Genomic DNA, 25,955 nt, shown 5'->3' with positions numbered 1-25,955 from the left:
GTCCAGCCTTTTGAGTGGCTAGCTGTCGGACGACTTGCCACTCGATCGGGTGGTTCCCGCCGCGGCTCCCGCCTTGACCTGGGTGTCCTTCGTAGGACCGGCGGGTGCCTCAAACGACTCCAAAGCTTCGAGTACATCCTGGACGCGGGAGATCTCCGCCTGAATGTCCTCGCGCCTGCGCACCAGGACATCGAGTTCACGCTTGCCGTCGTCGACCGTACGCTTGGCCTCGCGGGCGGCGTCCGCGCGCAACTCCTGGGCCTCTCTGATGAGTTCGGCCTTCTTCTGCTCGGCCTCCTTGAGCAGGCCCTCGGCCTTCTTCACCGCGGCGATCCGTACTCTGCTCGCCTCGGAACCCGCCTCGGCGACCAGTTGCTTGGCCTTCGCCTCGGCCTCGGCCCGCTGCTCGTTGGCGGCCTTCAGTAGATTGTCGACACGCTCGCCGACGGTCTTGAGCTGCTCCGACGTCTCACGGCGGGCGCGCTCGTGGAGTTGCTCGATCTCGCCCTCGACACGTACGCGCAGTTCCTCGGCCCGGTCGCGGATGGCCGTCGCGTCCCGCCGCGCGCCGACGAGTAGCTCGTCCGCGTCCGTACGGGCCTTCTCCACCAGGGAGTTGCCCTCGACGGTCGCGTCCGAGGTGATCCGGCCCGCCTCCTTGCGGGCGGCGCCCACCATCATGTCGGCCTGGGCCTCTGCCTCGGTGGCGGCGCGCAGCGCCTCCTCCTGGGCCTTGTTGATGAGCTGGTCGGCCTGCTCGGCGGCGTCGGCACGGCGCTTGGCCGCGTCCTTGCGCGCCTCGTCCAGGAGCCAGTCCGTCTCCTCCTGGGCCTCGTTCCTGAGCCGCTCCGCGGCGGCCTCGGTGTCCGCCTTGAACCGCTCGGCGTCGGACCGCAGCCGCTCGGCGGCCTGCTGGGCGGCGCCCACCGTCTCGGCGGCCTCGGCGCGCATCCGCTCGGACTCGCCCGTGGCCTCCGCCACAAGCCGGTCCGCCTGGCCCGCGGCATCGCCGCGGATACGGTTCGCGTCCTCCCGGGCCTCGGCGCGGGCACGTGCCGCGTCCCGCTCGGCGGCCGCCAGGGAGTCGGACGCCTCGGTCCTGACCCGCTGCGCGTACTCCGCGGTGTCGGCGCGCATCCGCTCCGCCTCCGCGATCGCGTCGCCCACGGTGCGCTCGGCCAGGGCCTGCGCGGCGTCGGCCTCCTCCTGGGCCCTGGCGCGGATCCGGCCGGCGTCCTCCGAGGCGCGCTCCCGCTCCGCGTACGCGTCCGCGCGTACCCGGTCGGCCTCCTCCTGCGCCTCCGTCCTCGTCCGCCCGGCCGCGTGCTCCGCGGCGGAGCGCAGTCCGGCGATCTCCTGCTCGGCCTGGTCCTGGAGCCCGGCGACCGAGTCCCGTACCTGCTGGGCGGTCTGCTCGGCCGCGGCCACCAGCTCGGTGGCGCGGTAGTCCGCCTCCGAGACCAGCCGGTGCGCCTCGGTCTGCGCGTCCTCGACCCGCTTGCGGGCGGAGGCGAGCAGCTCCTCGCTCTGCTCCCGTGCCCGCTCGCGCTCCTGGTCCGCCTCCGTACGGGCGGCCGTCAGGGTCTCCTCGGCCTCGCGGCGGCGGCGGCCCGCCTCCTCCTGCGCGGCGGCCAGCGCCTCGGCGGCCTCGGCCCCGACCCGCTCGGCGGCGGCCGCGGCCTCCGCCCTGACCCGGTCGGCGGTCTCCTGTGCCTCGGTCTTGAGCCGCTCGGCCTCCGTGGCGGCCTCGGTACGCAGCCGCACCGCCGCGCTCTCCGCCTCGGCGCGGTACTCCGAGGCGTCGGACGCGGCCTCGTCACGGAGCCGCTCGGCCTCCTGCGCGGCCTGCGCCTGGAGCGTACGTACCCGCTCCGCGGACTCCGCGCGCAGCCGCTCGGCCTCCTCCGAGGCCTCACGGCGGATCCGCTCGGACTCGGCGCGCGCGTCGGTGAGCGACTCCTCGGCCGACGCGAGACGCTGCTCCGCCTCCGAGTGCAGCCGGGTCAGCTCGTCGGCCGCCTCGGTCCTACGGGCCTCGACACCGCGCTCGGTCTCCTCGCGCAGCTCGGCCGCGGCCTGCTCGGCGGCGGCCCTGGTGGCCTCGCCCTGCTCCTCGCCCTCGGCGCGCAGCCGCTCGGCCTCGGCGCGGGTGCGCTCCAGCGTCTCCTCGGCCTGCCGGCGCAGCGTGGTGGCGCGCTCGATGGCTTCCGTACGGACCCGCTCGCTCTCGGCGGTGGCGCCGGAGCGCAGCTCGTCGGCGTCCGCCTTCGCCTTGGTGAGCAGCTCCTCGGCGGACCTGGCCGCCTCCTCGATCTGCTGGACGGCCTCGCGCCGCGCCTCACCGCGGATCCGCTCGCCCTCGGCGACCGCCTCGGACCTGAGCTGCTCGGCCTCGCCGCGCAGCCTGCGCGCCTCCTCCTGGAGCTCGACCGTCTTGGCCCGGTACTCCTTGGTGTCGTCCTTGGCCGCGCCCTTGAGCTGGTCGGCCTGCTCGGCGGCCTCGCCGCGCAGCCGGTCCGCCTCGGCCTCCGCCTCACGGCGGATCCGCTCGGCCTCCTCGGCCGCCGACCTGGTGGTGGCCTTGGCGTCGTCCGACGCCTTCGTCAGGACCTCTTCGGCGGTACGGGCCGCCTTGGCGAGCTGGGCCGCGGTGTCCTCGGCGGCGACCGTACGGGCCTTCTCGGCGGCCTCGGCGACCACCTTCTCGCCCTCCGCGCGGGCGTCGGCGAGCACCTGCTCCGCCTCGGCCCTGGTGACCTCGGCGTCCTTCGTGGCCTCGCCGACCAGCCGGGCGATCTCCGACTTGGCCGTACGGGTGCGCTGTTCGTTCTGCGACTCGACCCCGGCCAGCCGCTTGGCCGCGCTGTCCCTGGCCTCCGCGACGACCTTCTCGGCCTCCGCGCGGGCCTCGCGCAGCCGCTCCTGCGCCTCGTTCATCCGCTGGTCGGCGGCGCGGCTCAGCTCGGCGGCGTGCTGGCGGACCTGATCGGCCTCGGCGGTGGTGGACGTACGCAACTGCTCGGCGTGGCTGGAGGCCTCCTGCGCCTGCGAGGACGCGGCGTTCAGCATCCGCTCCGCGTCCCTGCGGGCCCGCAGCAGGATCGCTTCAGCTTCGGACCTGGCCGCCTCGGCCTCCGAGCCCAGCCTGCGGCGGGCCTCCTCGGTGACCCGGACGGCCTCGGCGCGGGCGGCGGCCAGGGACTGCTCGGCCTCGGCGCGGGACTCGTCCAGCAGCCGCCTGGCCTGTGACTCCGTACGGGCCCTGAGCTGCTCGGCCCAGGCGACGTTCTCGTTGACGTGCGACTCGACGGTCTGCCGGCGCTCCGCCAGCTCCTGGTCGAGCCGCTGCCGGCGCTGGACGGCCTCCGCGTGCAGCTCCGCCTGGAGTCTGGCCTGGTGCTCGGCGTGCTCCTGGAGGATGCGCTGAGTCTGGGCACGGGCGTCACGCAGCTCGCGCTCCGCGTCCGCGCGCATCTGCTCGGCCTGCATCTGGGCGTTACGAAGCATCTGCTCGGCCTGATAGCCGAGGTCGCCGTTGTCGTAGGACGACGGACGGGTGGCCAGTGTGCGGCGTGCCTCATGGAGCTTGGCGCGCAACACCTCGACCTGGTAACCGAGGTCCTCGGCGTGCTGGACGGCCTTCTCCCGCGCGGTCTTCAGCCGTTCCATCTCGGCTTCGAACCGCGAGAGGTGGTCGTCGTCAGCTCGGTGGCTCTCCTGGCGTTCGTAGCCCCGCACTGCGCGGTCCCATCCGTCCCCTGGTCGCAACTGCCCAATCGAGCACCGTTCGCGGCGAACGGCCCCCCGGGGAATGGTGTCAGATCAACGGCAGGGGCGCGGCCCCGGCCCGGCCCCGGCCCGGAGCGCCCCACTCTACCGGGCCGGGAATCCTTAAGGTCAGTGCTCCGGGGCGGAGGTGATGAGTTCTGTGAGGACTCCGTGACAGTCCTTCGGGTGGAGGAAAGTGATGCGCGAGCCCATGGAACCGATGCGCGGCTCGTCGTAGAGCACCCGTACGCCCTTGTCGCGGACGGCCTGGGCGTCCCCGTCGACATCCGCCGTCCCGAAGGCGATGTGGTGCACGCCCTCGCCGTTCTTCGCGAGCCACTTGCCCACGGGGGAGTCCTCCCGTACGGGTTCGAGGAGCTGGAGATACGAAGCCCCGCCGTCGGACGTCTCGTTGATCTTGAGCATGGCCTCACGGACGCCCTGCTCCTCGTTGACCTCGGTGTGGAAGACCTCGAAGCCGTAGGTTGCCCGGTAGAACTCGACGGTGGCATCGAGGTCGAAACAGGCGATTCCGATGTGGTCGATTCGCGTCAGCATGGACACAGTGGAGCGTCATGGCGACGGTTACGCAACGTGCGGGCGATCACACGCGCGGCCGGGTGACCCCGGCGCGTACCGCTCAGTACATTGGAGTAAACCCTCGTTCACTCCTCACGCTCCACGCAAAGGGGATCGCGTCTCATGTCGGATACGCACACCACCACCTCCGTGATCGTCGCGGGCGCCCGTACGCCCATGGGACGGCTCCTCGGCTCGCTGAAGTCCTTCTCCGGCGCGGAGCTGGGCGGCTTCGCCATCAAGGCCGCGCTGGAGCGGGCCGGGATCAGCGGCGACCAGGTGCAGTACGTGATCATGGGCCAGGTGCTCCAGGCCGGGACGGGGCAGATCCCGGCACGCCAGGCCGCGGTCAAGGGCGGCATTCCCATGAACGTCCCGGCACTCACCGTCAACAAGGTCTGTCTCTCCGGCCTCGACGCGATCGCGCTCGCCGACCAGCTCATCCGCGCGGGTGAGTTCGACGTGGTGGTCGCGGGCGGCCAGGAGTCCATGACCAACGCGCCGCATCTGCTGCCCAAGTCCCGTGAGGGCTACAAGTACGGCGCGATCGAGATGCTCGACTCGATGGCGTACGACGGGCTGACCGACTCGTTCGAGGAGATCGCCATGGGCGCCTCGACCGAGAAGCACAACACCAGGCTCGGTATCGCGCGCCCCGAGCAGGACGAGTTCGGTGCGCTCTCCCACCAGCGGGCCGCCACCGCCCAGAAGAACGGTGTCTTCGAGGCCGAGATCGCCCCGGTGGAGATCCCGCAGCGCAAGGGCGACCCGCTGCTCTTCTCCCAGGACGAGGGCATCCGCCCCGAGACCACGGTGGAGTCCCTGGCGCGGCTGCGTCCGGCGTTCGCCAAGGACGGCACGATCACGGCCGGTACCTCCTCGCAGATCTCCGACGGCGCGGCGGCGGTCGTGGTGATGAGCAGGGCCAGGGCGGAGGAGCTGGGCCTGGAGTGGATCGCCGAGATCGGCGCGCACGGCAATGTGGCGGGCCCGGACAACTCGCTCCAGTCCCAGCCGTCCAATGCGATCCAGCACGCCCTGAAGAAGGAGGGCCTGGCCGTCGGGGACCTCGATCTCATCGAGATCAACGAGGCCTTCGCGGCGGTCGCCGTGCAGTCGATGAAGGACCTCGGGGTGTCCCCGGAAAAGGTGAACGTGAACGGCGGCGCGATCGCTCTCGGTCACCCGATCGGGATGTCCGGCGCGCGGCTCGTGCTGCATCTCGCGCTGGAGCTGAAGCGGCGCGGCGGCGGTATCGGCGCGGCGGCGCTGTGCGGGGGCGGGGGCCAGGGCGACGCGCTGATTCTGCGGGTGGCCGGGTAAGCCGTCGTACGTACGTTTCGTACGTACGTTCATTACGTCTGCGTGGCCGTGTGGCCCCGGGACCGTGTGGCCCCGGGACCGTGTGGCCCCGGGACCGTGTGACCTCGTGACCGTCTGACCTCGTGGCCGTGTGGCCGAGCAATGGAGCTGGAGCTGTGATGCAGGACGTCCCCGAGCTGGTGGCTCAGGCGCGCGAGGGCCGGCCGCGGGCCGTGGCCCGGCTGATCTCACTGGTCGAGGGGGCGTCCCCGCAGCTGCGGGAGGTGATGGCGGCACTGGCGCCGCTGGCGGGCCGGGCCTATGTCGTCGGGCTCACCGGCTCGCCCGGTGTCGGCAAGTCGACCTCCACCTCCGCGCTGGTCACCGCGTACCGGCGGGCGGGCAGGCGGGTCGCGGTGCTGGCCGTCGACCCGTCGTCGCCCTTCTCCGGGGGCGCGCTGCTCGGTGACCGCGTCCGGATGTCCGAACACGCCTCGGACCCCGGCGTCTATATCCGCTCGATGGCCACCCGCGGCCATCTCGGCGGTCTGGCCTGGGCGGCTCCGCAGGCCATCCGGGTGCTGGACGCGGCGGGCTGTGACGTGATCGTGGTGGAGACCGTCGGGGTCGGCCAGTCGGAGGTCGAGATCGCCTCCCAGGCCGACACCTCGGTGGTGCTGCTGGCGCCCGGGATGGGCGACGGCATCCAGGCCGCGAAGGCCGGAATCCTGGAGATCGGCGATGTGTACGTGGTCAACAAGGCGGACCGCGACGGCGCCGACGCGACGGTCCGCGAGCTGAACCACATGCTCGGCCTGGGCGAGTCCCGGGGCCCCGGCGACTGGCGCCCGCCGATCGTCAAGACGGTCGCGGCGCGCGGCGAGGGCATCGACGAGGTCGTGGAGGCGCTGGAGAAGCACCGGGCCTGGATGGAGGAGCACGGCGTACTCGCGCTCCGCCGCACCGAACGCGCGGCCCACGAGGTCGAGGCCATCGCCGTGACGGCCCTGCGCGCGCGCATCGGCGACCTGCACGGCGACCGCAGACTGGGCGCGCTGGCGGAACGGATCGTGGCGGGGGACCTGGACCCGTACACGGCGGCGGACGAACTGGTCGCGGGGATCACGCGGGGCGGGTGAGGCGGTGCGGCCTCCCGGCAGGGATGCCGCGTGCCCGCGGCGCGTGGGCCGGGAAAACAGCCCGTCCGGCGATTGAGGACGAGCGAGCCCGCCGGGACCGGGCCGCGGTGGTGTTCCGGCCGCGCACGGTCGATCCTCAAAAAAGTTAAGCTGACCGCGTGTTCCTCCTTCGTGCGTAGGACCCCGTACCGTCCGCGACGTTCCCCGTCGCGGCACTCCGGCGTCCCTGTACGGCCGCGGCGCCCCGTTGCGCGCCGCCCTCTTCGAGGAACCCCATGTCTTCGTACGCCGCTGTTCTGCGGACCCCGCATGCCTCGCGCACCTTCGGTGCCGCGCTTGTCGGGCGCCTCTCCTACGGAACCGTCTCGCTCTCCCTCGTACTGGCGGTGAAGGACGCGTCAGGGTCCTTCACGGTGGCCGGTACCGCCATGGCGCTCTTCGGGGCGACCAGTGTTCTGCTCTCGCCCGCGCGGGCCGCGCTCGTCGACCGGTACGGGCCTCGCCGGGCGCTGGTGCCGATGGCCGGGCTGTACGCCGTACTGCTGGCCGTACTCGCCCTCGTCACCCGGGAACCCGGCGCCCCGGGTCCGCTCCTCTGGGCGCTGGCCGCGCTCGCCGGGATGTGCACCCCGCCGCTCGGGCCCACCATGCGGACGCTGTGGAGCCAACTGCTGCCCGACCGGCGGATGGTGCAGCGGGCCTACAGCCTCGACGGGGTCGCGGAGGAACTCCTCTTCGTCTCGGGACCGCTTCTCGTCGGTGTCCTCGTGGTGTACGCGAAGCCCGCCGCCGGGGTCGCGCTCAGCGCGGTCCTGGTGCTGGCGGGGACGCTCGCGCTCGTCTCCTCGCCGGTGCCGTTCCCGGTACGGACCCGGGCGGAACGCGAGAAGCGTGCCCGGGTCCGTACCGGCCCCGGACCGCGCGGCCTCGGGCAGCCCGTGCTGGCCGCCGCCGGGGTCGGGCTCTGTCTGGGCGGGCTCGACCTGCTGGCGATCGCCTTCACCGAGGACCGCCATCAGCCGGGCGCGGTCGCCTGGATACTGGCCGCGCTCTCGGCCGGCAGCGCGGTCGGCGGACTCGTCAACGGCGCCGTCACCTGGCGGCTGCCCGCCAGGCCGAGGCTCTCCCTGCTCTGCGCCGCCCTCGGACTCGCGCTGGCGGCGGCCGGACTCGCGCCGAACGTGTACGTGCTCGGCGCGGCGGTCACGGTGGCGGGGCTGTTCGTCGCCCCCGCGCTGACCACCGCGTATCTGATCGCGGACGAGACCGCCGCCCCCGGCGCCCGCACGCGGGCCGGTGCCTGGGTCAACACGGCGGTCAACGCCGGGATGTCGGGCGGTACGGCGGCCGTCGGCGTACTGGTGGGCCGGCTGCCGCTCGCCCTGTGCTTCGGGCTCGCGGCCCTGCCGGTGCTGCTGTGCGCCGTGTACGGCCGCCGGCGGGTCCTCGGAGGCGAACCGCACCACCCTGGAGGGGCGGTGGACGCCCCCGGCGGTCAGCCGTCCTGACCGTCGTCGCCCCGGTCGTCACCGTGCCGGCCGCCGTCGTCGTCACCGTGCCGGTCACCGTGGTCGTCACCGTCGTGGTCGTCGTCACCGTGGTCGTCGTCGCGGTCCGGTGTGACCTCGCCCGTGCGCGCGTGGACGTTCAGCTCGTGGGTACGGCCGTCCTCGCCGCGTACGTCGACCTCCCAGTGACCCGTACGGTCGCCGTCGATCTCGATGGACGTCACGCTCCCCGGTACGGCGGCGAGCGCGGCGTCCGCCGCCTGCCGGGCGTCCACCGTGGCGCCCCGCAGCGCGGCCCGGTCGGCGCGGTCGTCATCGTCGTCGTGGTGACGGTCGTCGGAGCGCACCGTGCCGTCGCCGCCGACCGTCAGTTCGTGCCGGCGGTTGTCCTCGCCCAGCAGATCGACCTCCCAGCGGCCACCGCGGTCGTCGTCCCGTTCGACGGAGACCACCGTGCCCGGGACCTCCTTCAGGGCCGCGTCCGCGGCCTGTCCCGCCGTCGCTCCCGCCGTCGCTCCCGCCGTCGGTTCCGCCGTCGGTTCCGCCCGGCTCACCCGCGGGCGGGGCGAGTCGTCGGACGACGGTGAGCCGTCCGGCGACCCGGGCCGCGACACCGGCGCGGACGGCGTCCCCGGGTCGGCCGTGCCGCCGCCGCCCATGGCGACCGCGGTGTACGTTCCGCCGCCGATCAGAGCCGCCGCGGTGATGGCGGCGATGACGAGATTGCGCTTCATGGGGTCCTCCCCGGTCGGTCCGTCTGCGAACGGCCTCAATGTCCAGGAGGGAGGCTGAAGGCAGCCTGAAGCGGGCTGAAGAGATCTTCAGGTTCCGTTTGGCAGGGTGGGGGCATGCGTTTGCTGATCGTGGAGGACGAGAAGCGGCTCGCGGTGTCGCTGGCCGGGGGACTGCGGGCCGAGGGCTTCGCCGTGGATGTCGTCCACGACGGCCTCGAAGGGCTGCACCGGGCCGGGGAGGGCGTCTACGACCTGGTCGTGCTCGACATCATGCTGCCCGGGATGAACGGCTACCGGGTGTGCGCCGCCCTGCGCGCCGCCGGCAATGACGTACCGATCCTGATGCTCACCGCGAAGGACGGCGAGTACGACGAGGCGGAGGGGCTCGACACGGGCGCCGACGACTATCTGACCAAGCCGTTCTCGTACGTCGTGCTCGTCGCGCGGGTCAAGGCGCTGCTGCGCCGCCGCGGTTCCGCCGGCGCCTCGCCCGTCCTGCGGGCCGGGGGCCTCACCGTCGACACCGCGGCCCGCCGGGTCTTCCGTGACGGGACCGAAGTGGCCCTGACCGCGAAGGAGTTCGCCGTACTGGAGCAACTCGCGGTCCGGGCGGGCGAGGTGGTCGGCAAACCGGAGATCCTGGAACACGTCTGGGACTTCGCCTACGACGGCGATCCCAACATCATCGAGGTCTACATCAGCGCCCTGCGGCGCAAGATCGGCGCGGCGGCCATCCAGACCGTGCGCGGTGCGGGCTACCGGCTGGTGGCGTCATGAGCGCCGGAGGACGCCTCTTCGGCTCCGTACGGGCCAAGACCTCCCTGGCGGCGACCGCCGTCGTGGCGGTCGCGCTCGTGGCCGCCGGGATCGCGGTCCTGCTCTCGCTGTACGCGAACCTCACCGACCAGGCCGACCAGGAGGCCGACACCTCGGCGCGCGATGTCGCCCTCGACATCGCGTCCCAGGTCCCCGCCCGGACCTCGTACGCGGAGCTCGACCTGCCGGACACCGAGGAGCATCCGGTGCAGGTGGTCACCGAGGAGGGCCTGCTGCTCGTGGCCGGCGAGGACCTGGAGCGGATCAGCGGCACCGGAGTGCCCGGCGTACGGGTCGTACGGAGCCCTGCCCCGCCGCCGGGCGCCGAGCCGGGTGACGACGACGGCGGCGGAGGCGACGACGGCGACGACAGCGGCGGCGACGACAGCGGCGGCGACGACAGCGGCGACGACCACGGGGGCCGCGGGCGCGGCGGCGATGATCCCGCCGTCGGCGAGATCGGCGGGATCAGCGGTCACAGCTCGGGGAGCGCCACCGTCGACGGCAGGACGGGCGACTACCGCTTCGCCACCATCGCGGTGACCGACGGCTCGGGCCGGACGGTCACCGTGCACGCGGGCGCGTCACTGGCCGCCCGGCAGAGCGCGGTCGGCACGGCCACCGCGGCGATGCTGCTGGGACTGCCCGTCCTGCTGCTGGTCGTCGGGGGAGTGACCTGGCTGGTGACCCGGCGGGCGCTCAGGCCCGTGGAGGGCATCCGGCGCGAGATGGCGGCCATCACCGCGTCCGAGGATCTGTCCAGACGGGTGCCGGAGCCCGCCGCCCATGACGAGGTGGCCCGGCTGGCCCGTACGACCAATGAGACGCTCACCGCGCTGGAGGCGGCCGTCGACCGGCAGCGCCGCTTTGTCGCGGACGCCTCGCACGAACTGCGCAGCCCCATCGCCTCCCTGCGCACCCAGCTCGAAGTGGGGGACGCGCACCCGGAGTTGCTGGATGTGCCGGGCGCGGTCGCGGACACCGTACGGCTCCAGCGGCTCGCCGCCGATCTGCTGCTGCTGGCCCGGCTGGACGCGGGGGAGCGGCCGGGCCGGACCCGGTTCGATCTGGGCGCGCTGGTCCGCGAGGAGATCTCGCAGCGGACCCTGGACCGTGTACCGGTGACCGTGGACGTCGGGGGAGGCCGCGGGTCCGCGCGCGGCCAGGGGTTCGAAGTGGCGGGCTCGCGCGGTCAGCTGGCACGGGTGCTCGGCAATCTGCTCGACAACGCCCAGCGCCACGCGCGCGGTTCGGTGGGGGTGTCCGTCCACCGCGCGGCGGACGGTCAGGTGGTCCTCGCGGTCACCGACGACGGCTCAGGGGTGCCGGAGGCGGAGCGCGAGCGGATCTTCGAACGGTTCGTACGGCTCGACGACGCCCGCGGCCGCGACGACGGCGGCGCGGGACTCGGCCTCGCCATCGCCCGAGACGTGGCCGAACGCCACGGCGGCACCCTCAAGGCCGCCCACTCCCCCACAAACGGCGCCCACTTCCAACTCACCCTGCCCCCGGCCTGACGAACGCCCCGGTCCCGTCCCGCTCGGAACGGCCGGTGGTGTGCGACGCAGAGCAGCAGGCCGTGCAGGTGGCCGCGCGGCTCGGCTCCCGTCCGCCCGCCGTTACCGAGCGGAGCCGCCGCGGTGTCGTGCCCACGTCCCGGCCGCCGCTTCCATTCGTTCGGTCCACGGGTCGGGGTCGGCGCCGGCGATCTCCCGCCACAGGCGGGCACTGGCCTCCGCGAACGCGTCCACGGCCTCCCTGGGCGCGTCGCTCCACGCGGGAAGCGAGGCGACCCGAAGCTCGGCCTGGCTGGCGGTGTGGCCCCCGGCGATGAGCCAGAGCACCCACAGCGCGGGGTCGATCCATCCGGCCCCCCGCGATGCCCAGGCCCAGTCCACCAGCAGCACGCTGCCCTCGTGGACCAGGACGTTGGTGTTGTGCCAGTCGGTGTGCAGCAACCGGTTCCCGGCGAACAGTTCCGGGGTGTCGCTGTAGGCGGCCATCCGGTCCGGCATGGACTTGAGCGGCACGTCCGGGCAGGGCACTTGCCCGAGGCGGCGCAGCAGAGTGACCACGGCCACCACGTCCGGGGACCCGGGGGCGTAGTCGGCGGGGCGGCCGTCCACGGCCTCGAACCCGAGGAGGTTCCAGCCGGCCGGTCGCAGGTGCCACAGCAGACGGGGGGCGATGCCGTGGACATGCGGATTGATCTCCGCTTCCCGCTGCTGGGTCCAGACCCGGGGGTGGTCGGCGCGCAGGCCCTTGACGAAGACGGTGCCGTTCCCGGTGTGGACGCGGGCGGCGATCTCGCTGTTGAACCCGGAGCCCACGTGCTCGGTCTTCACCACGGGTCCAGTGGTATCGGCGATGGCGGCCAGCACGTCGGCGGGTACCTCGGTCAGGCGGTCGGTCGGCATGGTGGGAGCCTCCCACGGAACGGCGCGGGGCCATGGCGCTCACCACGGCCCCGGCCTGTCTGGTCACCCCGTGCGGAGGGGTGTCAGCGGTACGGGTTGTCGTCGTTGCATCCCGGCTGGGACGTGGCTGTGTAGGTCTCCACGTCCTCGATGAGGGCGACCTCTTCAGGGTCCTCGGCGGTGCGGGTCGGTGCGAGTTCGACCATGACGGTCATGACGCGTTCTCCTTCATTCCGTGTTGGCAGTAGCTGTGCAGTGGTGCCTTCGCCTCCTGGAAGACCTTGGCCATCGGCCGGCAGACCCGGCAGGTGCCGGAGAGCTGACAGCCGCCGCATCCTCCGGTGCGAAGCATGAGGGAATCGGCGATCGAGCCCAGCCGGGCGAGCCCGGCCACGCCCTCGGTGGGAAGGTCGATGTTCGGCTCACGGCCCACCTTGCAGATGGACGCCCGGCCGAACGGGTCGGCGTGGAAGAACGTGTGACCGGCCGGGCAGCCGGTGAAAGGCGCCCTGTGCGTCAGGTGCTCCGGGGACTGCGACGGCAGGGTCTCCGCGCCGCCGTGGATGGTCGGGGAGATGTTGGCGTATTCCCGGTGCGGCACGCCCAGCCGGTCCGCCCAGGCGCGCATGGCGTCGGCCTCGTGGGCGTTGCGGTTGGTGATGATCAGGCTGAGGTCGACGTTCAGCCCGGCGGCCACGGCGGCGTCCAGCCCCCGCGTGAACCGCTTGAAGGCACCCCGCCGACGGGTGAGCCCGTCGTACGTCTCGGCGCTCGCCCCGTAGACGCTCAGGGACATCTTCGTGGGCGGCAGCGCGGTCAGCAGCTCCATCGTCCGGGGCCTGGCGAGTTGGGAGCCGTTGGACAGCAACTCCACCTGCATGCCCAGCTCATGGGCGAGTTGATAGGCGGCGGGGAACTGCGGGTCGATCAGCGGTTCCCCGCCGGTGATCTGGAGCCACACCACCCCGGCGTCCCGCATCACCCTGAGGAGCCGGGCCTTGCCGTCCCAGTCCAGTCCCTCGAACCGCTTCTCACCCAGGTAACAGTGCTCACAGTCGAAGTCGCAGCCCAGGTTGATCTCCCACGTGGCGCGGCTGAAGTCGTACGGGCCGGGCTCACGGACGAGGACGGCAGCCTCGGCCGGACGGCCGGAGGTGTCGACACCCCAGGCACGGCGCGCCACGTCCCCGAGCCAGGCCGGTACGGGCCGCCCACAGGACACCGCATTGTGCAGGTCGGCGAACTTGGAGCTGCCGACCTTGACCGCGCGCCGGCTGCCCGGCCGCAGGATGAGGTACTGGTCCTGGAAGGGTGCGGCGATCAAATCGTGCATGGGTGGCTCCCTGGTGTGGCTGTCGCGGGATTCGGTGAAGAGCCGGGCGCGGCCGTGATTCAGTCAACGACCCACGCCCACGGGGCATGAGGAAATAGCGCGGGGGCGTGCATCGGTGGCAACCGGAAATTTCCGGGGCGAGCAGTACTTTCCAGTGCGGTGCCCTGGCTACCGTGAGCGGATGAAGGGGAACCGGGTCCTCAAGGCACGTATGGCGGAATCAGGCTTCACGCAGACGGAATTGGCCGAAGCGGTGAACGCCGACCTGCGGGCCGCCGGATATGAAGGGACCGTCAGCGACCGCACGGTCCGCAACTGGCTGACCGGAAAAACCGGATGGCCTCATCACCGGCAGCGCGCCGCCTTGGAGGCGGTATTCAACTGCCCGGTGAACGAACTGGGCTTCGCTCCGCGAGGAGACTCCTCGCGAACGGCACCACCGGAGGATCCAGTGCACCGCCGCCGATTCGTCAGCGCCTCCGCCGGGGCGGCCCTCGCTGCCACCGCCGCATCGGTCTACGGTGAACAACGGCGCGTCGGCGCGAGCGACGTCCAGCGGCTGCTCTCCAAGTTCGCGCTCGTCATCGCCAGCGACCACCGCTACGGCGGCAAGCTCACGATCGAGACGCAAGCCTCCGCGCTCGCGGGGGAGGCCATCGCGCTTCAGGCGCGCAGCGCCGCGAGCCGGCGGGTACGGGGCGCTCTGTACGGCTGCGCCGCCTCGTTCACCTCCAGTGCCATGTGGGCCGCCATCGACGGACGTCGATTCGACGCGGCGCAACGCCACTTCGAGCGGGCGGCCGGCCTGGCTGCCATGTCCGGGGACTCCACCATCCAGTTCCGCATCTGGTCCCACGCCGGAAGTCTCTACCGCCACATGGGGCGCCCGGCGGACGCCCTGGCCGCCAACGACGTCGCCCGCCGCCTGCCCGTCTCCCGTCGTGACCCGATGTTCGCCTCCCTCGGCCACGCGCGCCACGGAGCCATCCACGGTCTGACCGGGGACGCGCGAGCGGTCCGCCAGGCACTCGGGCATGCCCAGGACGCGCTTCAGCAGGCCGACCCCGACGAGCTGCGGCCAGTGTGGATGACGGCCTTCTACGACCAAGCCGAATTGGAGAACCTGGCGCTGGCCGCGTATCTGTCCCTCGGCGACTACGAGAACGCCGAGGCACACGCGCACCGCAGCCTGGCGCTGCTGCGGCCGGAGATGCAGCGCACCCGTGCCATCACCACCACCCGCCTGGCGCAGGCTCAGTTAGGTCAGGGGGACTTGGAACCCGCAGTGGTTACGGCGATGTCCATCCCCGCCGAACCCACCGGCCAGCATCCTCGTGTGGCCGGCATGCTGCACGACTTCGGCAACGCCCTCCGCCTGACCGCTCCGTCCAGCCTCCACACCCGCACCTGGGACGAGTACACCCACGACAGGCAAAGGAACGCACAGCGATGAGTGAAGGCATTGAGCTGCGCCACGCGACCGACATCGACGCCGTGAGGAACACGCTGATCGAGGTCTACGCCGAGGTACACGCCGACCGCCTCCACCGGCCGCACTACTCGGTGGAGCGGTACGGGGAACGGCTCGCGCGCCACGCCACCGAACCCGGCTGGGAGGCGGTCATCGGTTACCACGATGACCAGCCCGTAGGGTACGCCTACGCCAACGCCATCGCGCCCGATGACCGCTGGTGGCGCCGGATGTCCACGCCTCCGCCCGAAGGCACCACCGAGCGGTCCACAGTCGCCCTCAAGGAGATCATGCTGCGGGTGCCATGGCGCGGTACCGGTCTCGCGCGCCGCATCCATGACGAACTCCTCGCCCACCGGCCGGAGGAGCAGGTCTCGCTTCTCGTGAACCCGCTGAACGGGGACGGCAAGGTCAAGGATCTGTACGAGCGCTGGGGCTACCGGGAGATCAGCACGCAGCGGCCTTCGGCGGACGGACCAATCCTCACGGCCATGGTGCGTGCGATCCGTGAACCAGCGCCGACGGAATAGCGCTCACCCCGGCGGCTCCTGTACGTCTCCGTCGAGGAGACGAGCCGGCCGCGCACGTCCGTCGGCACCGAGCCCTCGAAAACTACGGTTTGCCGCGCCGTCCCCGGAGTTGTTCCGCGACCGGGCCGAGTGAAGCCCGTAGCTCCGCCAGGGCCTCCGGTGACAGCAGGTCGATGAAGTGCTTGCGTACGGACGCGACATGGTGCGGCGCGACCTTCTGCATGGTCTCCATGCCGCGGTCGGTCAGTACGGCGAAGAGGCCGCGCCGGTCCGACTCGCAGTGCTCCCTGCGTACCAGTTCCGCCGCTTCCATCCGCGTGATCTGGTGGGAGAGCCGGCTCTTGGACTGGAGCGTGGCGGCCGCGAGGTCGCTCATCCGCATACGCCGGTCCGCCGACTCCGAGAGATTCACGAGGATCTCGTAGTCGTTCATGGTCAGTCCGAACGGCTGGAGGTCCTTCTCCAACTGGTGCGTGAGAAGCCTGTTGACATCGAGATGGGCGCGCCAGGCGCACTGCTCCGCTTCGGTCAGCCAGCGGGTGGCGGTCTCGGTCTCCATATATGGATTCTACCTAAGAAGTTGAATTCTGTACGGATACTCCCGGATGTGACGCCTCGCACCCCGCCCTTCCGGAACGGCGCAGGTCCGGAAGGGCGCAGGCGTTCGACGTCACACTCCGCAGACTACCGCTCACAGGCCGAAGCGCCGTTGGAGATCTCCGAGCTGTCCCGGCAGCCGGGGCGAGGCGCCCGGCTGGCCGGAGTGTCCGGTGTGCCCGGGTGCGCCCGCGCCGCCGCCCGGTACGCCGGGCTCGTGCGGTACCGCGCCGGTCGCCTGCTCGGGCATCAGCATCTCGGTCGACTGGAGCAGCACCGTACCCGCTCCGACGAACTCGAATTGATGCTCCTCGCCCGAGGTGCCCCCGAGGCCCGTCAGCGAGCGCAGTCCGCCCAGCACGCCGGTCATATAGCCGTGGTCGTAGTGGTGGCACGGGGAGGGGCAGTCCGCCCAGCCCACCAGTGCCTGCGGATCCACCCTGATGGGCGGTTCCATGAAGACGACGGGACCGTTGGACGCCGCCACGAACTTGCCCGTACCGATCAGGGTCAGAAAGCCCGGCACGATCGACTGCTTGAGCGCCAGCGTGGGCTGGTACGCCAGCAGATTCCCGGAGCGGATCGTCAGATTGCCGTTCTCCAGGTCGTACGAGTTGACGTCGAAGGCGCGGTCCGCCAGCAGCATCTTGCCGCTGCCCTCCGCCACCACCCAGTCACTGGCGTGCAGCGGCGAGTGGAAGCTCGTACGCAGCAGCCGCTCGAAGCGCCCGTGGCCGATCCCGTTGAAGTCGATCCGCCCGTAGTAGGCGATCATCTTCCCCTTCTGGAGGAACCACTGGCCCCCTTTGAGCTCCACACAGAAGGTGTACGCGTTGACGTTGTCGTCGCTCGGCAGTGTCATCGGGTCGAAGATCACGGGCGCGCTCACAGCTTCTCCTCCGACGCCTGGACGTACACCGCACCGCTGCCGCTCAGTTCGAGCTGGAAGGCCTCGCCCGAGCCGCGTCCCACCATGTCGCGCCAGCCGAGCGCCGTGGAGAGCTTGTTCCGTACGTCGCCGTGGTGCGCGACATACGCCTGCGGGTCCACATGGACGGCCCTGCCCGGGGTGATGGGCACCTCGATCACCCCGCCGTGCGCCATGACGGCGACCGCGCCATGGCCCTTGAGCGTGGTGGTGAACAGGCCCTGCCCGGTCACCTGGCCGCGCACCATGCCCATGACCCCGCCCTGCGAGCCCATGAACATCGTGCCCTGCTGGAGCGTCCCGTCGAAGGCGAGCAGCCGGTCCGCCTCGACGTACAGCGTGTCGCCGGCGAGGCCGATGACCTGGATGTGATGGCCGCCATGACCGAACAGCACCGTGCCGCTGCCCTCGACCGTCATCAGCGGTGTCGCCTCGTTGGCCACCCGCCGGCCGATCATCGACATCAGACCGCCCTGGCCGCCCTGCGCGTTCGGGGTGAAGCTGACCTCGCCCCGGTACGCCAGCATCGCGCCGCGCTGGCTGAACATCTTCTGGCCGGGGACCACCGTGGCCTCGACCATCTTCGAGTTGATCTCACGGAACGGCATCAGACGTCACCCCCGATCGTGTTGCGCTCGCTGGGCTGTACGTACACGAGCCCGTCGCCCTCGAAGCGGATCTGGAAGGCCTCGCCCCCGCCCTCGCCCATGAGGGTGCGGAAGGTCACTCCCGCCTGGAAGTGCTGCTGGAGGTTTCCCTGGTGCGCGATATAGGCGCCGGGGTCGACCGAGAGCGGGTACTGGGGCGTCACCCGCAGGATCACCGCCGGGCCGTCCGACATGATCGCGGCCTGGCCCATGCCCTCGACGGTGGTGGTGAACAGGCCGTTGCCGGTCGCACCGCCGCGCAGTCCGGTGAAGGTCGTACCGGTCCGCAGCCCGGCGTCGGTGCAGAGCAGATTGCTGGCCTCGACGTAGAGCTTGTCGCCGTGCAGTGAGACAAGGTTGATCTCGCTCGCACGGTCGGCGAAGTAGCAGGTGCCCTGGCCCCTCACCTCCATGACGGTCATCTGTTCGCCGGTGAGCCGGCGCGTCACCATCCCGCGCAGACCCTCACCGCCGCCGGACATCTTCTTGAACGCCATCTGGCCGTCGTACGCGACCATCGAGCCGTTCTTCGCCTTGACGGAGTCGCCGGACATGTCCACGGCGAGCACCTTGCTGCCTTGCAGTCGGAACTGAGCCACGGATCGAAGGTAATGGGCCGAGGCCGGGACGAACAGGTCTTTCCGTCCCGGCCGCGTCCCACCCTGGTAACGGTCGGGCAAAAGCGGGCTGCCACAATGGTCGCGCTTGTGCGCGCATTCACAAGATCGCGCCGCCCCCGGTGTTGCCCCCGACGACGAAGGTGCCTGCCTCGTGGACATCAAGACCGCCTCCTCCCTCCACCGACTCCGTCTGGTCTCCGCGCCCGAGGCCGTGTCCTTCCTCCTGCTGCTGGTCTGCTCGGTGCTCAAGCGGACGACGGACTTCAACGCCGTGCCCGTGATGGGCGCGGTCCACGGGCTGCTCTTCGTCCTGTACGTGGTCTTCTGGCTGGACGCCTGGAACCGCACCAAGTGGTCCTTCGGGACGGCGGCCCTCTACTTCGTCCTCTCCGTCCTGCCGACCGGCGGCTTCTTCGCCGAGCGGAAGCTCAAGCGCGCGGCCGAGGACGAGGTCGTCGCCTCCCGCGCCGGCCGCGAGGGTACGGTGAAGGCATGATCGTCGCCTTCTCCGTCTCCCCCCTCGGTGTGGGGGAGGACGTCGGTGAGTACGTCGCCGACGCCGTCCGGGTGGTCCGTGAATCCGGGCTGCCGAACCGCACCGATGCCATGTTCACCTCCATCGAGGGGGAGTGGGACGAGGTGATGGACGTGGTCAGGCGCGCGGTCGCCGCCGTCGAGGCGCGCGCGCCGCGTGTCTCGCTCGTCCTCAAGGCCGACATCAGGCCCGGTGTCACGGACGGACTCACCTCGAAGGTCGAGACCGTGGAGCGCCACCTCTCCTCCTGAGCCGAACCCGGGCCCGAGCGCCGGGTGCACGGCGGACGACGGGGGCCGGTTCCGTGCCGGACGTCCCGCTCCGTTCCGCACGAGCTGTCCGGGCGTGCCCGGCTGTCCGTCGTACGCGGGCGGCGTCGTACACGTACGGGCCGCTCCACGGCGGCAGCCCCGGCCCCCGCGTCCGGCCCCCCGCCCGGCCCTCGCGCCCCGCCCTCCGCCCGGCTTCCCGCCCCGCCCTCGCGGAAGCCCTTGCCCCCGCGCGCAGTTGTCTGCCCAACGTCGCAGTGTCAGCTCCGCACGAGCCCCCGCGCCACCGCCCACGGCCGTAAGCGGTACCTCCCGCCCGGAAAACCCCTCGCACGGACGCCCCCCGGTCGACACGCAGGTCTATGTCCCGTTCTGTGGTGATATCGACCTCGCGAACTGCTGGAGGCACCGTGCGGTCCGACGGCTACGACTACGACACGTACAGCTGCCTGGCCGGTCCCTTGACGGAGCCGGACGGGCCCGGCGCGTACCGGGTGCGGTTTCACAGTCTGCTCGCACGCGAGCCGCACCGGATACGCGCGGTCCTGCTGATGACCCTCGCCCCGGTGCTCTCGGGTGTGCTGCTGGTCTATCTGGTCTGGCCCACGCACCGGACCGAGCGCGAGGGCGGTGAGCGCTGGCTGGTCGTCTTCGACCACGTGATGCTCGGCGCGATCGGCCTCATCTCCCTCTTCATGCTGGTCAACGTGGTCTCCGTGGCCCATGCCACACTGGTCGCGAGGGACCCCATACCCGTGCCCGCCGAGGCGGGCACCCGGGTCGCGTTCCTCACCACGTACGTGCCGGGCAAGGAGCCGCTCTCCATGGCGAGGGCCACGCTCGAAGGAGCGGTACGGCTGCGCCACAGCGGCCCGCTCGACGTCTGGCTGCTCGACGAGGGCGACGACAGCGAGGCCAGGGCTCTCTGCGCGGAGCTGGGGGTCCGTCACTTCACCCGGCACGGGGTGCCCGAGTGGAATCAGGGGAAGGGCGCCCACAAGGCACGCACCAAGCACGGCAACTACAACGCCTGGATCGCGCTGCACGGCGAGGAGTACGACTTCTTCGCCTCCGTCGACACCGACCACGTACCGCTCCCCAACTTCCTGGAGCGGATGATGGGTTACTTCCGCGATCCGGACATCGCCTTCGTCGTCGGTCCCCAGGTGTACGGCAACTACACCTCACCGGTCACCAAGGCCGCCGAGTCGCAGCAGTTCCTCTTCCACGCGCTGATCCAGCGGGCCGGCAACCGCTACGACGCCCCGATGTTCGTCGGCACCAACAATGTCGTCCGGATCGCGGCGGTCAAGCAGATCGGCGGGCTGTACGACTCGATCACCGAGGACATGGCCACCGGCTTCGAACTGCACCGCAGGCTCAACCCCCGTACCGGCCGGTTCTGGCGCTCCGTCTACACCCCCGACGTCCTCGCCGTCGGCGAGGGCCCCGCCTCCTGGACCGACTTCTTCACCCAGCAGCTCCGCTGGTCCCGGGGCACGTACGAGACGCTCTTCACGCAGTACTGGAAGGCACCCTTCCAGATGCCCCGGGGCCGGCTGCTCAGCTACACGCTGATGCTCGTCTACTACCCGATGACCGCGGTCAACTGGCTCCTGGGCATCCTGAGCTGCGTTCTCTTCCTCTGGCTCGGCGCCTCCGGCACCCAGGTCTCCTCCTCGGTGCTGCTGATGCTCTACAGTGACGCCGCCGCCCTCCAGATCGGCCTCTACCTCTGGAACCGCCGGCACAATGTCTCGCCCCATGAGCCCGAGGGCTCGGGCGGACTGGCCGGGATGGCGATGTCGGCGCTCTCCGCGCCCGTCTATCTCCGATCGCTCGGCTCGGCCGTACTGCGCACCCGGGGCGGCTTCGTCGTCACCCCCAAGGGCGGCCGGGCCAGCCCCGACCGACTGATGACCTTCCGGCTCCATCTCTTCTGGGCGGGTGTCCTGGTCGTCTCCCTGATCGCGTCGGTGTTCCTGGACCACACCCACGCGGCGATGCGCACCTGGGCCCTGCTGGCCCTGGCCATCGCCCTCGCACCGGTCGGCATCTGGGCCTGGACCACCTGGCGCGAGGCCGCGGAGCGCCGGGCCGCCGGCGGCACGGCCGTCACCGTAACCGCCCCTGAGCCGGGTGAGGAGCCGGAGCCCGCGTTCGCGACGACGACCGGAGGGAACTGAGTCATGGACTCCTACGGGTACGGACCGTCCGGGTACGGACCGTCGAAGAGGTTCACACCGTCGAAGAAGTTCCGGAAGACACTGCTGGGCGGCGGAGCGCTGGTCGTGCTCGTGGGGCTCAACGCCCCCGCGGCCTTCACCTTCGCCCAGGAGAAGTACCACGCCTACAAGATCGCGCAGCCCGGCTACAAGCGGCAGTACGGCTCCTGGGCGAGTCTCGGCGTACCCGCGGAGTTCCGTACGAACGCGATCCACGCGGCCCTCCTGCACACCGGCAAGGTGCTGATCGTCGCCGGCTCGGGCAACAGCCAGAAGAAGTTCGACGAGGGGTCGTTCGACACCATCCTCTGGAACCCGGCCGACAACAGCTTCAAGAAGATCCCCACCCCGGAGGACTTCTTCTGCGCGGGCCACGCCCAGCTCCCCGACGGACGGCTCCTGGTGGCGGGCGGCACCGCGCGCTACGAGGTGCTCGACGGCGAGACACGCAGGGCGGGCGGCGGTATGCGGGTCAAGAACGAGAACCCGGACCGCTCCTACACGTTCAGGAAGGGCACCCGCTTCCGCTCGCCCTCGGGCGTCGAGTACGTCAGCACGACCGATGTCACCGTGCCGAAGGCGAAGAAGCAGCTCCAGGTCGGATACGGGAAGGGCGACCGGATGCTGCCCTGGAAGACCAAGGTCACGGCCGGTGAGGCACGGGTCTTCGTGGAGGCGGTCAAGGAGGGCCCGCAGGCGCTCACCACCCAGGCCGCGCAGTACGAGATCGTCGGTCTCAAGGGCAAGGACGCGGACAACCTCTACGGTCTGGCGCAGAAACTCACCACGGAGAAGCAGGACTTCCAGGGCATCAGGTCGGCGTACGAGTTCGACCCCACGGCCGAGAAGTACCTCCCCGTGGACCCGATGAAGGAGGCCCGCTGGTACCCCACGCTGGTCGGTCTGGACGACGGCAGGGTGCTCGCCGTCTCGGGCCTGGACGATGTCGGCGCGGTGCTCACCGGGTACAACGAGGTGTACGACCCGAAGACCAAGAAGTGGTCCAAGGGCCCCGAGCGGTACTTCCCGACCTACCCCGCGCTCTTTCTCACCAAGGGCGGGAAGCTCTTCTACTCGGGGTCCAACGCGGGGTACGGGCCCGCCGACAAGGGCCGGCAGCCGGGCCTGTGGGATCCCAGGAACAACGCCTTCACACCGGTCGACGGACTCACCGACGGCGACCAGACCGAGACCTCGGCGTCGCTGATGCTGGCGCCGGTCCAGGACCAGCGGGTGATGCTCCTCGGCGGCGGGGGCGTGGGCGAGTCGGCCAAGTCCACCCCGCGTACGGCGATCATCGACCTGAACAAGGAGAGCCCGACGTTCCAGGAGGGGCCCCGGCTGCCGCAGGGCACGCGCTATCTGAGCAGTGTGCTGCTGCCCGACGACTCGGTGTTCACCACCGGCGGTTCCTCGGACTACCGCGGGCGCAGCGCCAGCGACATCCTCAAGGCGCAGTTCTACGACCCGGCGACCAACTCCTTCCGGCGCGCGGCCGACCCCACGGTGGGCCGCAACTACCACTCGGAGGCGCTGCTGCTGCCGGACGGCCGGGTGGTCACCTTCGGCTCCGACCCGCTCTTCGACGACGCCGACAACACCAAACTCGGCACCTTCGAGCAGCGCGTGGAGATCTACACCCCGCCCTATCTCCAGGGCGACCGCGCCTCCGCCGCGAACCGCCCTGCCCTCGGCGAGGGCCCGCGCCACACGGACCGCGACGGCCGGGCGACCTTCCGGACGGCGAAGCCGGACCGTATAGCCAAGGCCCGTCTGATGCGCCCCAGCGCGGTGACCCACACGACGGACGTCGAACAGCGCTCGGTCGAACTGGGCCTGACCAGGACCAGGAACACGGTCACGGTGGAGGTCCCCAAGGACCCCACCCTGGTCCCCCCGGGCTGGTACATGCTCTTCGTCACCGACACCGAGGGCACCCCGTCCGAGGCGAAGTGGCTCCTGGTGGAGTGACCCCGGCCTCACTCCTGGGGTGCGCGCGGGAGAGGCGCCGGTCCGGCACGGACGCGGCGAGTGAGCCGAAGGGGCGCGCCGGTGCCGAAAGGGAGAACGCGCGCAGGCCGTGCGGAACGAGCGGCTGAGCACGGTCGACCGTCGGCACCGGCATGAAGCGCCCCGGAGGCGAACCGAGCCCCAAGGAAGGGGGGCTCAGGCCTTGGCCTTGCGGGCCAGGCCCAGGGCGTAGTCGGGCCACCAGGTGCCGGCGGTCGGGCCGCCGCGGCAGGGGCCGTCGGATTCGCCGGGGCGCTTGATCCAGAGGTACGCGTCGAGGAGTTCGTTGCCGGTGTTGGTGGTCGGCGGGGTGCCGAGGGCGCGGCCCGGCGGGTTGCACCAGGCCTCGTTCCGGTCGCCCGACAGCGGTCCGACGCCGTTCCTGCTGGTGTCGACGGTGAAGTGGGCGTCGCCCAGCAGCCCGGAGAGGCGGGTGCCGAACGCCTTGACCGTGTCGTTCGTCTGGAAGTTGGACACATTGAGCGAGAAGCCGTCGGCCGATTCGACCCCGGCCCGTTTGAGCGGTTCGGCGAGCCTCGCCGGGTCGGAGATCCAGGCCGGGTTGCCGGCGTCCAGATAGACCTTGGTCTTCGGCTGGCGCTTGAGCCGGCCGATCGCCTGGGCGAGCAGCTCGTACCGCTCGTCGTGGTACTGGGCCGGGGTGCAGCCGTCCGCGAGATGCGGCACGGCGTCCGGCTCCAGGATCACGATGGCGGGGGCGTCTCCGATGGCCTCGGCGAAGGCGCTGATCCACTCCCGGTAGTACGCCGCGTCGGGGGCGCCGCCCGCCGAGTACATGCCGCAGTCGCGGTGGGGGATGTTGTACGCGACGAAGACCGCCGTCCGCCCGCCGGCGGCGGCGCCCCGTACGGCCCTGCTGATCTCCGGTACGGGGTTGTCCCCGGCCGGCCACTCCGCCACCGCGCGCTCCGAGATCCGCTTCAGGGCCTTCGCGTCGTCCGTGCGGCCGTCCTTCTCCCACTGCCTGACCTGGCGTGCCGCGTCGCTCTCCGGGTCGATCCAGAAGGGCGCACCGGCCGTGGCGGCGGCCTCGCCCCTGGCCGCCTCGCTCTCGGTGGCCGAGGCGGTCCGCTCATCGGCGGAGGTCCGCCGGGATTCGGAGGAGGACGAGGAACAGGCGGCGGCCGTCAGTGCCAGAACGGTCGTGACGGCGGCGCTGAACGCGGCGGTGAGTGAGTACGAACGGTGCGGTCTGCGGCCGGGCATACAGCCCCCTCGGACGACGGCTGACCACCGGGGAGTGGTGGCTGGGATGTGGTGACTGCGATGTGGTGACTGCCGGGTGATGACGCGATGACCGGCTGGGACAAGGATGGCCTATCGTGACATAACGGCACATCGCTGCCGGGCTGCGACACCGCGGGGTCCCCTCGGCCGGAGCCCCGGCCGGACCGGTCCGACCGAAGGGCGAGACGGGGCTGACCGCTATATGACCAGTGGGTAAGGTCGGTGCCGTGCCGAAGCCGCTCAACCTCCCGTTCGATCCCATCGCCCGCGCCGACGAGCACTGGCAGCGGCGCTGGGGTCCCGTTCCCGCCATGGGCGCCATCACCTCGATCATGCGCGCGCACCAGATCCTGCTCGCCGGGGTCGACGCCGTGGTCAAGCCGTACGGACTGACCTTCGCGCGGTACGAGGCGCTGGTGCTGCTCACCTTCTCCAAGGAGGGCGAGCTGCCGATGTCCAAGATCGGTGAGCGGCTCATGGTCCATCCGACCTCGGTCACCAACACCGTGGACCGGCTGGTGACCTCCGGGCTGGTCGACAAGCGGCCCAATCCCAACGACGGCCGCGGCACGCTCGCCTCCATCACGGAGAAGGGCCGCGAGGTGGTGGAGGCCGCCACCCGCGATCTGATGGAGATGGAGTTCGGGCTCGGGGCGTACGACGCCGAGGAGTGCGCGGAGATCTTCGCGATGCTGCGCCCGCTGCGGGTGGCGGCGCAGGACTTCGAGGAGTAGGGGAGCGGCGGCCGGGCGCGGTACGGGCCCGCGAAGGCCGACCCCCGACAGGGCCTCGGCGTACGGGCCCATGCGCACGGGCCCACGCGTACGGGCCGCCCGAAGATCCCCGATCGCGCCCCGTTACGCTCGTCGCCATGAAACAAAGCGTGCTCTCCCGCTACCGGGTGATGGCGTATGTCACCGCCGTATGGCTGCTGGTCTTCACCGTCGCGATCGTCCTGAAGTACGGGTTCGACACCGGCGACACGATGCTCATCTCCCAGATCCACGGTGTGCTCTTCATCGTGTACGTGGTCTTCGCCTTCGATCTGGGCTCCAAGATGAAGTGGCCGTTCGGCAAGCTGCTCTGGGTGCTCGCGGCCGGCTGCATTCCCGTGGCGTCCTTCTTCGTCGAGCCGAGGATCACCCGCGAGGTCAGGGCACAGCTCGCGGAGAGTGATCCCGCCCTCGTCAAGGCCTGACGCCCGGCCTCCCCGCCCGCGCGGAGGATCGCGTGGGCGGCTCCCATCGACATTTACTTGGACGTCCTAGTAAATTTGAGA

General features: G+C 71.2%; 24 protein-coding genes. 13 read left to right on the top strand and 11 right to left on the bottom strand.

The window, feature by feature from the left end:
• Positions 1-18: 18 nt before the first annotated feature.
• Both scy and mce read right to left on the bottom strand, forming a co-directional pair.
• Positions 19-3,738, bottom strand: coding sequence for a polarized growth protein Scy (gene scy / locus ACWGDX_RS12315; RefSeq protein WP_453624767.1), 3,720 nt, complete (start codon positions 3,736-3,738; stop codon positions 19-21).
• A gap of 159 nt (positions 3,739-3,897) precedes the next feature.
• Entirely contained in the window at positions 3,898-4,326 is a 429-nt protein-coding gene (mce, locus tag ACWGDX_RS12310; RefSeq protein ID WP_363082268.1) for a methylmalonyl-CoA epimerase, read from the bottom strand.
• A 144-nt stretch (positions 4,327-4,470) separates the two neighbouring features.
• On the opposite strand from mce, the gene ACWGDX_RS12305 reads away from it, so the two are divergent.
• The 3 genes from ACWGDX_RS12305 to ACWGDX_RS12295 all read left to right on the top strand — a co-directional run bounded on the left by ACWGDX_RS12305 (position 4,471) and on the right by ACWGDX_RS12295 (position 8,296).
• Positions 4,471-5,670, top strand: coding sequence for an acetyl-CoA C-acetyltransferase (locus ACWGDX_RS12305; RefSeq protein WP_453624765.1), 1,200 nt, complete (start codon positions 4,471-4,473; stop codon positions 5,668-5,670).
• 158 nt (positions 5,671-5,828) lie between these two features.
• Positions 5,829-6,788 (top strand): methylmalonyl Co-A mutase-associated GTPase MeaB, encoded by a 960-nt coding sequence (meaB, locus tag ACWGDX_RS12300; RefSeq protein WP_453624802.1) that lies wholly within the window; start codon positions 5,829-5,831, stop codon positions 6,786-6,788.
• Between the two features lie 275 nt (positions 6,789-7,063).
• Positions 7,064-8,296: an MFS transporter gene (locus ACWGDX_RS12295; RefSeq protein ID WP_453624763.1), complete on the top strand. Its 1,233-nt coding sequence runs from the start codon at positions 7,064-7,066 to the stop codon at positions 8,294-8,296.
• Here the strand turns inward: ACWGDX_RS12295 and ACWGDX_RS12290 are convergent.
• A complete protein-coding gene (locus tag ACWGDX_RS12290; RefSeq protein WP_453624761.1) occupies positions 8,284-9,030 on the bottom strand; it encodes a PepSY domain-containing protein in 747 nt (248 codons plus the stop codon). The two genes, ACWGDX_RS12295 and ACWGDX_RS12290, sit on opposite strands and share 13 nt — an antisense overlap.
• 114 nt (positions 9,031-9,144) lie before the next feature.
• Between ACWGDX_RS12290 and ACWGDX_RS12285 the strand changes: the two genes are divergently transcribed.
• On the top strand, positions 9,145-9,807 hold the full coding sequence (locus ACWGDX_RS12285; RefSeq protein WP_453624759.1) for a response regulator transcription factor: 663 nt from the start codon (positions 9,145-9,147) through the stop codon (positions 9,805-9,807).
• On the top strand, positions 9,804-11,363 hold the full coding sequence (locus ACWGDX_RS12280; protein ID WP_453624757.1) for an ATP-binding protein: 1,560 nt from the start codon (positions 9,804-9,806) through the stop codon (positions 11,361-11,363). Before ACWGDX_RS12285 ends, ACWGDX_RS12280 begins: the two co-directional genes overlap by 4 nt.
• A gap of 102 nt (positions 11,364-11,465) precedes the next feature.
• Here ACWGDX_RS12280 and ACWGDX_RS12275 read toward each other — a convergent pair whose 3' ends face one another.
• The 3 genes from ACWGDX_RS12275 to ACWGDX_RS12265 form a co-directional block, all read right to left on the bottom strand.
• Positions 11,466-12,263 (bottom strand): aminoglycoside phosphotransferase, encoded by a 798-nt coding sequence (locus ACWGDX_RS12275; RefSeq protein ID WP_453624755.1) that lies wholly within the window; start codon positions 12,261-12,263, stop codon positions 11,466-11,468.
• 83 nt (positions 12,264-12,346) lie between these two features.
• The gene (locus ACWGDX_RS12270) at positions 12,347-12,478 is read right to left on the bottom strand and encodes a hypothetical protein (protein ID WP_365905674.1); all 132 of its coding nucleotides are present in this window, start codon (positions 12,476-12,478) and stop codon (positions 12,347-12,349) included.
• Positions 12,475-13,596: a radical SAM protein gene (locus ACWGDX_RS12265; RefSeq protein WP_453624753.1), complete on the bottom strand. Its 1,122-nt coding sequence runs from the start codon at positions 13,594-13,596 to the stop codon at positions 12,475-12,477. The genes ACWGDX_RS12270 and ACWGDX_RS12265 overlap by 4 nt, the downstream gene beginning before the upstream one ends.
• Positions 13,597-13,777: 181 nt before the next feature.
• Here ACWGDX_RS12265 and ACWGDX_RS12260 point away from each other — a divergent pair, with 181 nt between their 5' ends.
• Both ACWGDX_RS12260 and ACWGDX_RS12255 read left to right on the top strand, forming a co-directional pair.
• Positions 13,778-15,049, top strand: coding sequence for an XRE family transcriptional regulator (locus tag ACWGDX_RS12260; protein WP_453624751.1), 1,272 nt, complete (start codon positions 13,778-13,780; stop codon positions 15,047-15,049).
• Positions 15,046-15,597, top strand: a complete 552-nt coding sequence (locus ACWGDX_RS12255) for a GNAT family N-acetyltransferase (protein ID WP_453624749.1) — start codon at positions 15,046-15,048, stop codon at positions 15,595-15,597. Before ACWGDX_RS12260 ends, ACWGDX_RS12255 begins: the two co-directional genes overlap by 4 nt.
• An 82-nt stretch (positions 15,598-15,679) precedes the next feature.
• Here ACWGDX_RS12255 and ACWGDX_RS12250 read toward each other — a convergent pair whose 3' ends face one another.
• The 4 genes from ACWGDX_RS12250 to ACWGDX_RS12235 all read right to left on the bottom strand — a co-directional run bounded on the left by ACWGDX_RS12250 (position 15,680) and on the right by ACWGDX_RS12235 (position 18,368).
• Positions 15,680-16,156, bottom strand: a complete 477-nt coding sequence (locus tag ACWGDX_RS12250) for a MarR family winged helix-turn-helix transcriptional regulator (protein WP_453624747.1) — start codon at positions 16,154-16,156, stop codon at positions 15,680-15,682.
• Positions 16,157-16,288: 132 nt separating this feature from the next.
• Complete coding sequence (locus tag ACWGDX_RS12245) at positions 16,289-17,083, bottom strand: AIM24 family protein (protein WP_453624745.1); 795 nt, start codon at positions 17,081-17,083, stop codon at positions 16,289-16,291.
• Positions 17,080-17,730, bottom strand: a complete 651-nt coding sequence (locus ACWGDX_RS12240; protein WP_453624743.1) for an AIM24 family protein — start codon at positions 17,728-17,730, stop codon at positions 17,080-17,082. Before ACWGDX_RS12240 ends, ACWGDX_RS12245 begins: the two co-directional genes overlap by 4 nt.
• Positions 17,730-18,368: an AIM24 family protein gene (locus ACWGDX_RS12235; RefSeq protein WP_093599889.1), complete on the bottom strand. Its 639-nt coding sequence runs from the start codon at positions 18,366-18,368 to the stop codon at positions 17,730-17,732. Before ACWGDX_RS12235 ends, ACWGDX_RS12240 begins: the two co-directional genes overlap by 1 nt.
• A 172-nt stretch (positions 18,369-18,540) precedes the next feature.
• Between ACWGDX_RS12235 and ACWGDX_RS12230 the strand changes: the two genes are divergently transcribed.
• The 4 genes from ACWGDX_RS12230 to ACWGDX_RS12215 all read left to right on the top strand — a co-directional run bounded on the left by ACWGDX_RS12230 (position 18,541) and on the right by ACWGDX_RS12215 (position 23,389).
• Positions 18,541-18,885, top strand: a complete 345-nt coding sequence (locus ACWGDX_RS12230; RefSeq protein ID WP_363082258.1) for a DUF3817 domain-containing protein — start codon at positions 18,541-18,543, stop codon at positions 18,883-18,885.
• Positions 18,882-19,175, top strand: coding sequence for an MTH1187 family thiamine-binding protein (locus ACWGDX_RS12225; protein WP_363082257.1), 294 nt, complete (start codon positions 18,882-18,884; stop codon positions 19,173-19,175). The genes ACWGDX_RS12230 and ACWGDX_RS12225 overlap by 4 nt, the downstream gene beginning before the upstream one ends.
• Before the next feature lie 380 nt (positions 19,176-19,555).
• A complete protein-coding gene (locus tag ACWGDX_RS12220; RefSeq protein WP_453624740.1) occupies positions 19,556-21,379 on the top strand; it encodes a glycosyltransferase family 2 protein in 1,824 nt (607 codons plus the stop codon).
• Positions 21,380-21,382: 3 nt separating this feature from the next.
• Positions 21,383-23,389 carry a galactose oxidase-like domain-containing protein gene (locus tag ACWGDX_RS12215; protein ID WP_453624738.1) on the top strand — a complete coding sequence of 669 codons (2,007 nt, stop codon included), beginning with the start codon at positions 21,383-21,385 and terminating at the stop codon, positions 23,387-23,389.
• Positions 23,390-23,584: 195 nt separating this feature from the next.
• On the opposite strand, the gene ACWGDX_RS12210 is transcribed toward ACWGDX_RS12215, so the two are convergent.
• Positions 23,585-24,655 carry a glycoside hydrolase family 6 protein gene (locus tag ACWGDX_RS12210; RefSeq protein WP_453624736.1) on the bottom strand — a complete coding sequence of 357 codons (1,071 nt, stop codon included), beginning with the start codon at positions 24,653-24,655 and terminating at the stop codon, positions 23,585-23,587.
• 248 nt (positions 24,656-24,903) lie between these two features.
• Here ACWGDX_RS12210 and ACWGDX_RS12205 point away from each other — a divergent pair, with 248 nt between their 5' ends.
• Positions 24,904-25,410: a MarR family winged helix-turn-helix transcriptional regulator gene (locus tag ACWGDX_RS12205; protein ID WP_363082253.1), complete on the top strand. Its 507-nt coding sequence runs from the start codon at positions 24,904-24,906 to the stop codon at positions 25,408-25,410.
• Between the two features lie 137 nt (positions 25,411-25,547).
• A complete protein-coding gene (locus ACWGDX_RS12200; RefSeq protein WP_453624734.1) occupies positions 25,548-25,874 on the top strand; it encodes a DUF3817 domain-containing protein in 327 nt (108 codons plus the stop codon).
• Positions 25,875-25,955: the final 81 nt, after the last annotated feature.

The organism is Streptomyces sp. NPDC055025, assembly GCF_053608565.1.
Note: the sequence above shows the minus strand (reverse complement) of the source record. Positions and strands in the feature narration are given on the sequence as shown.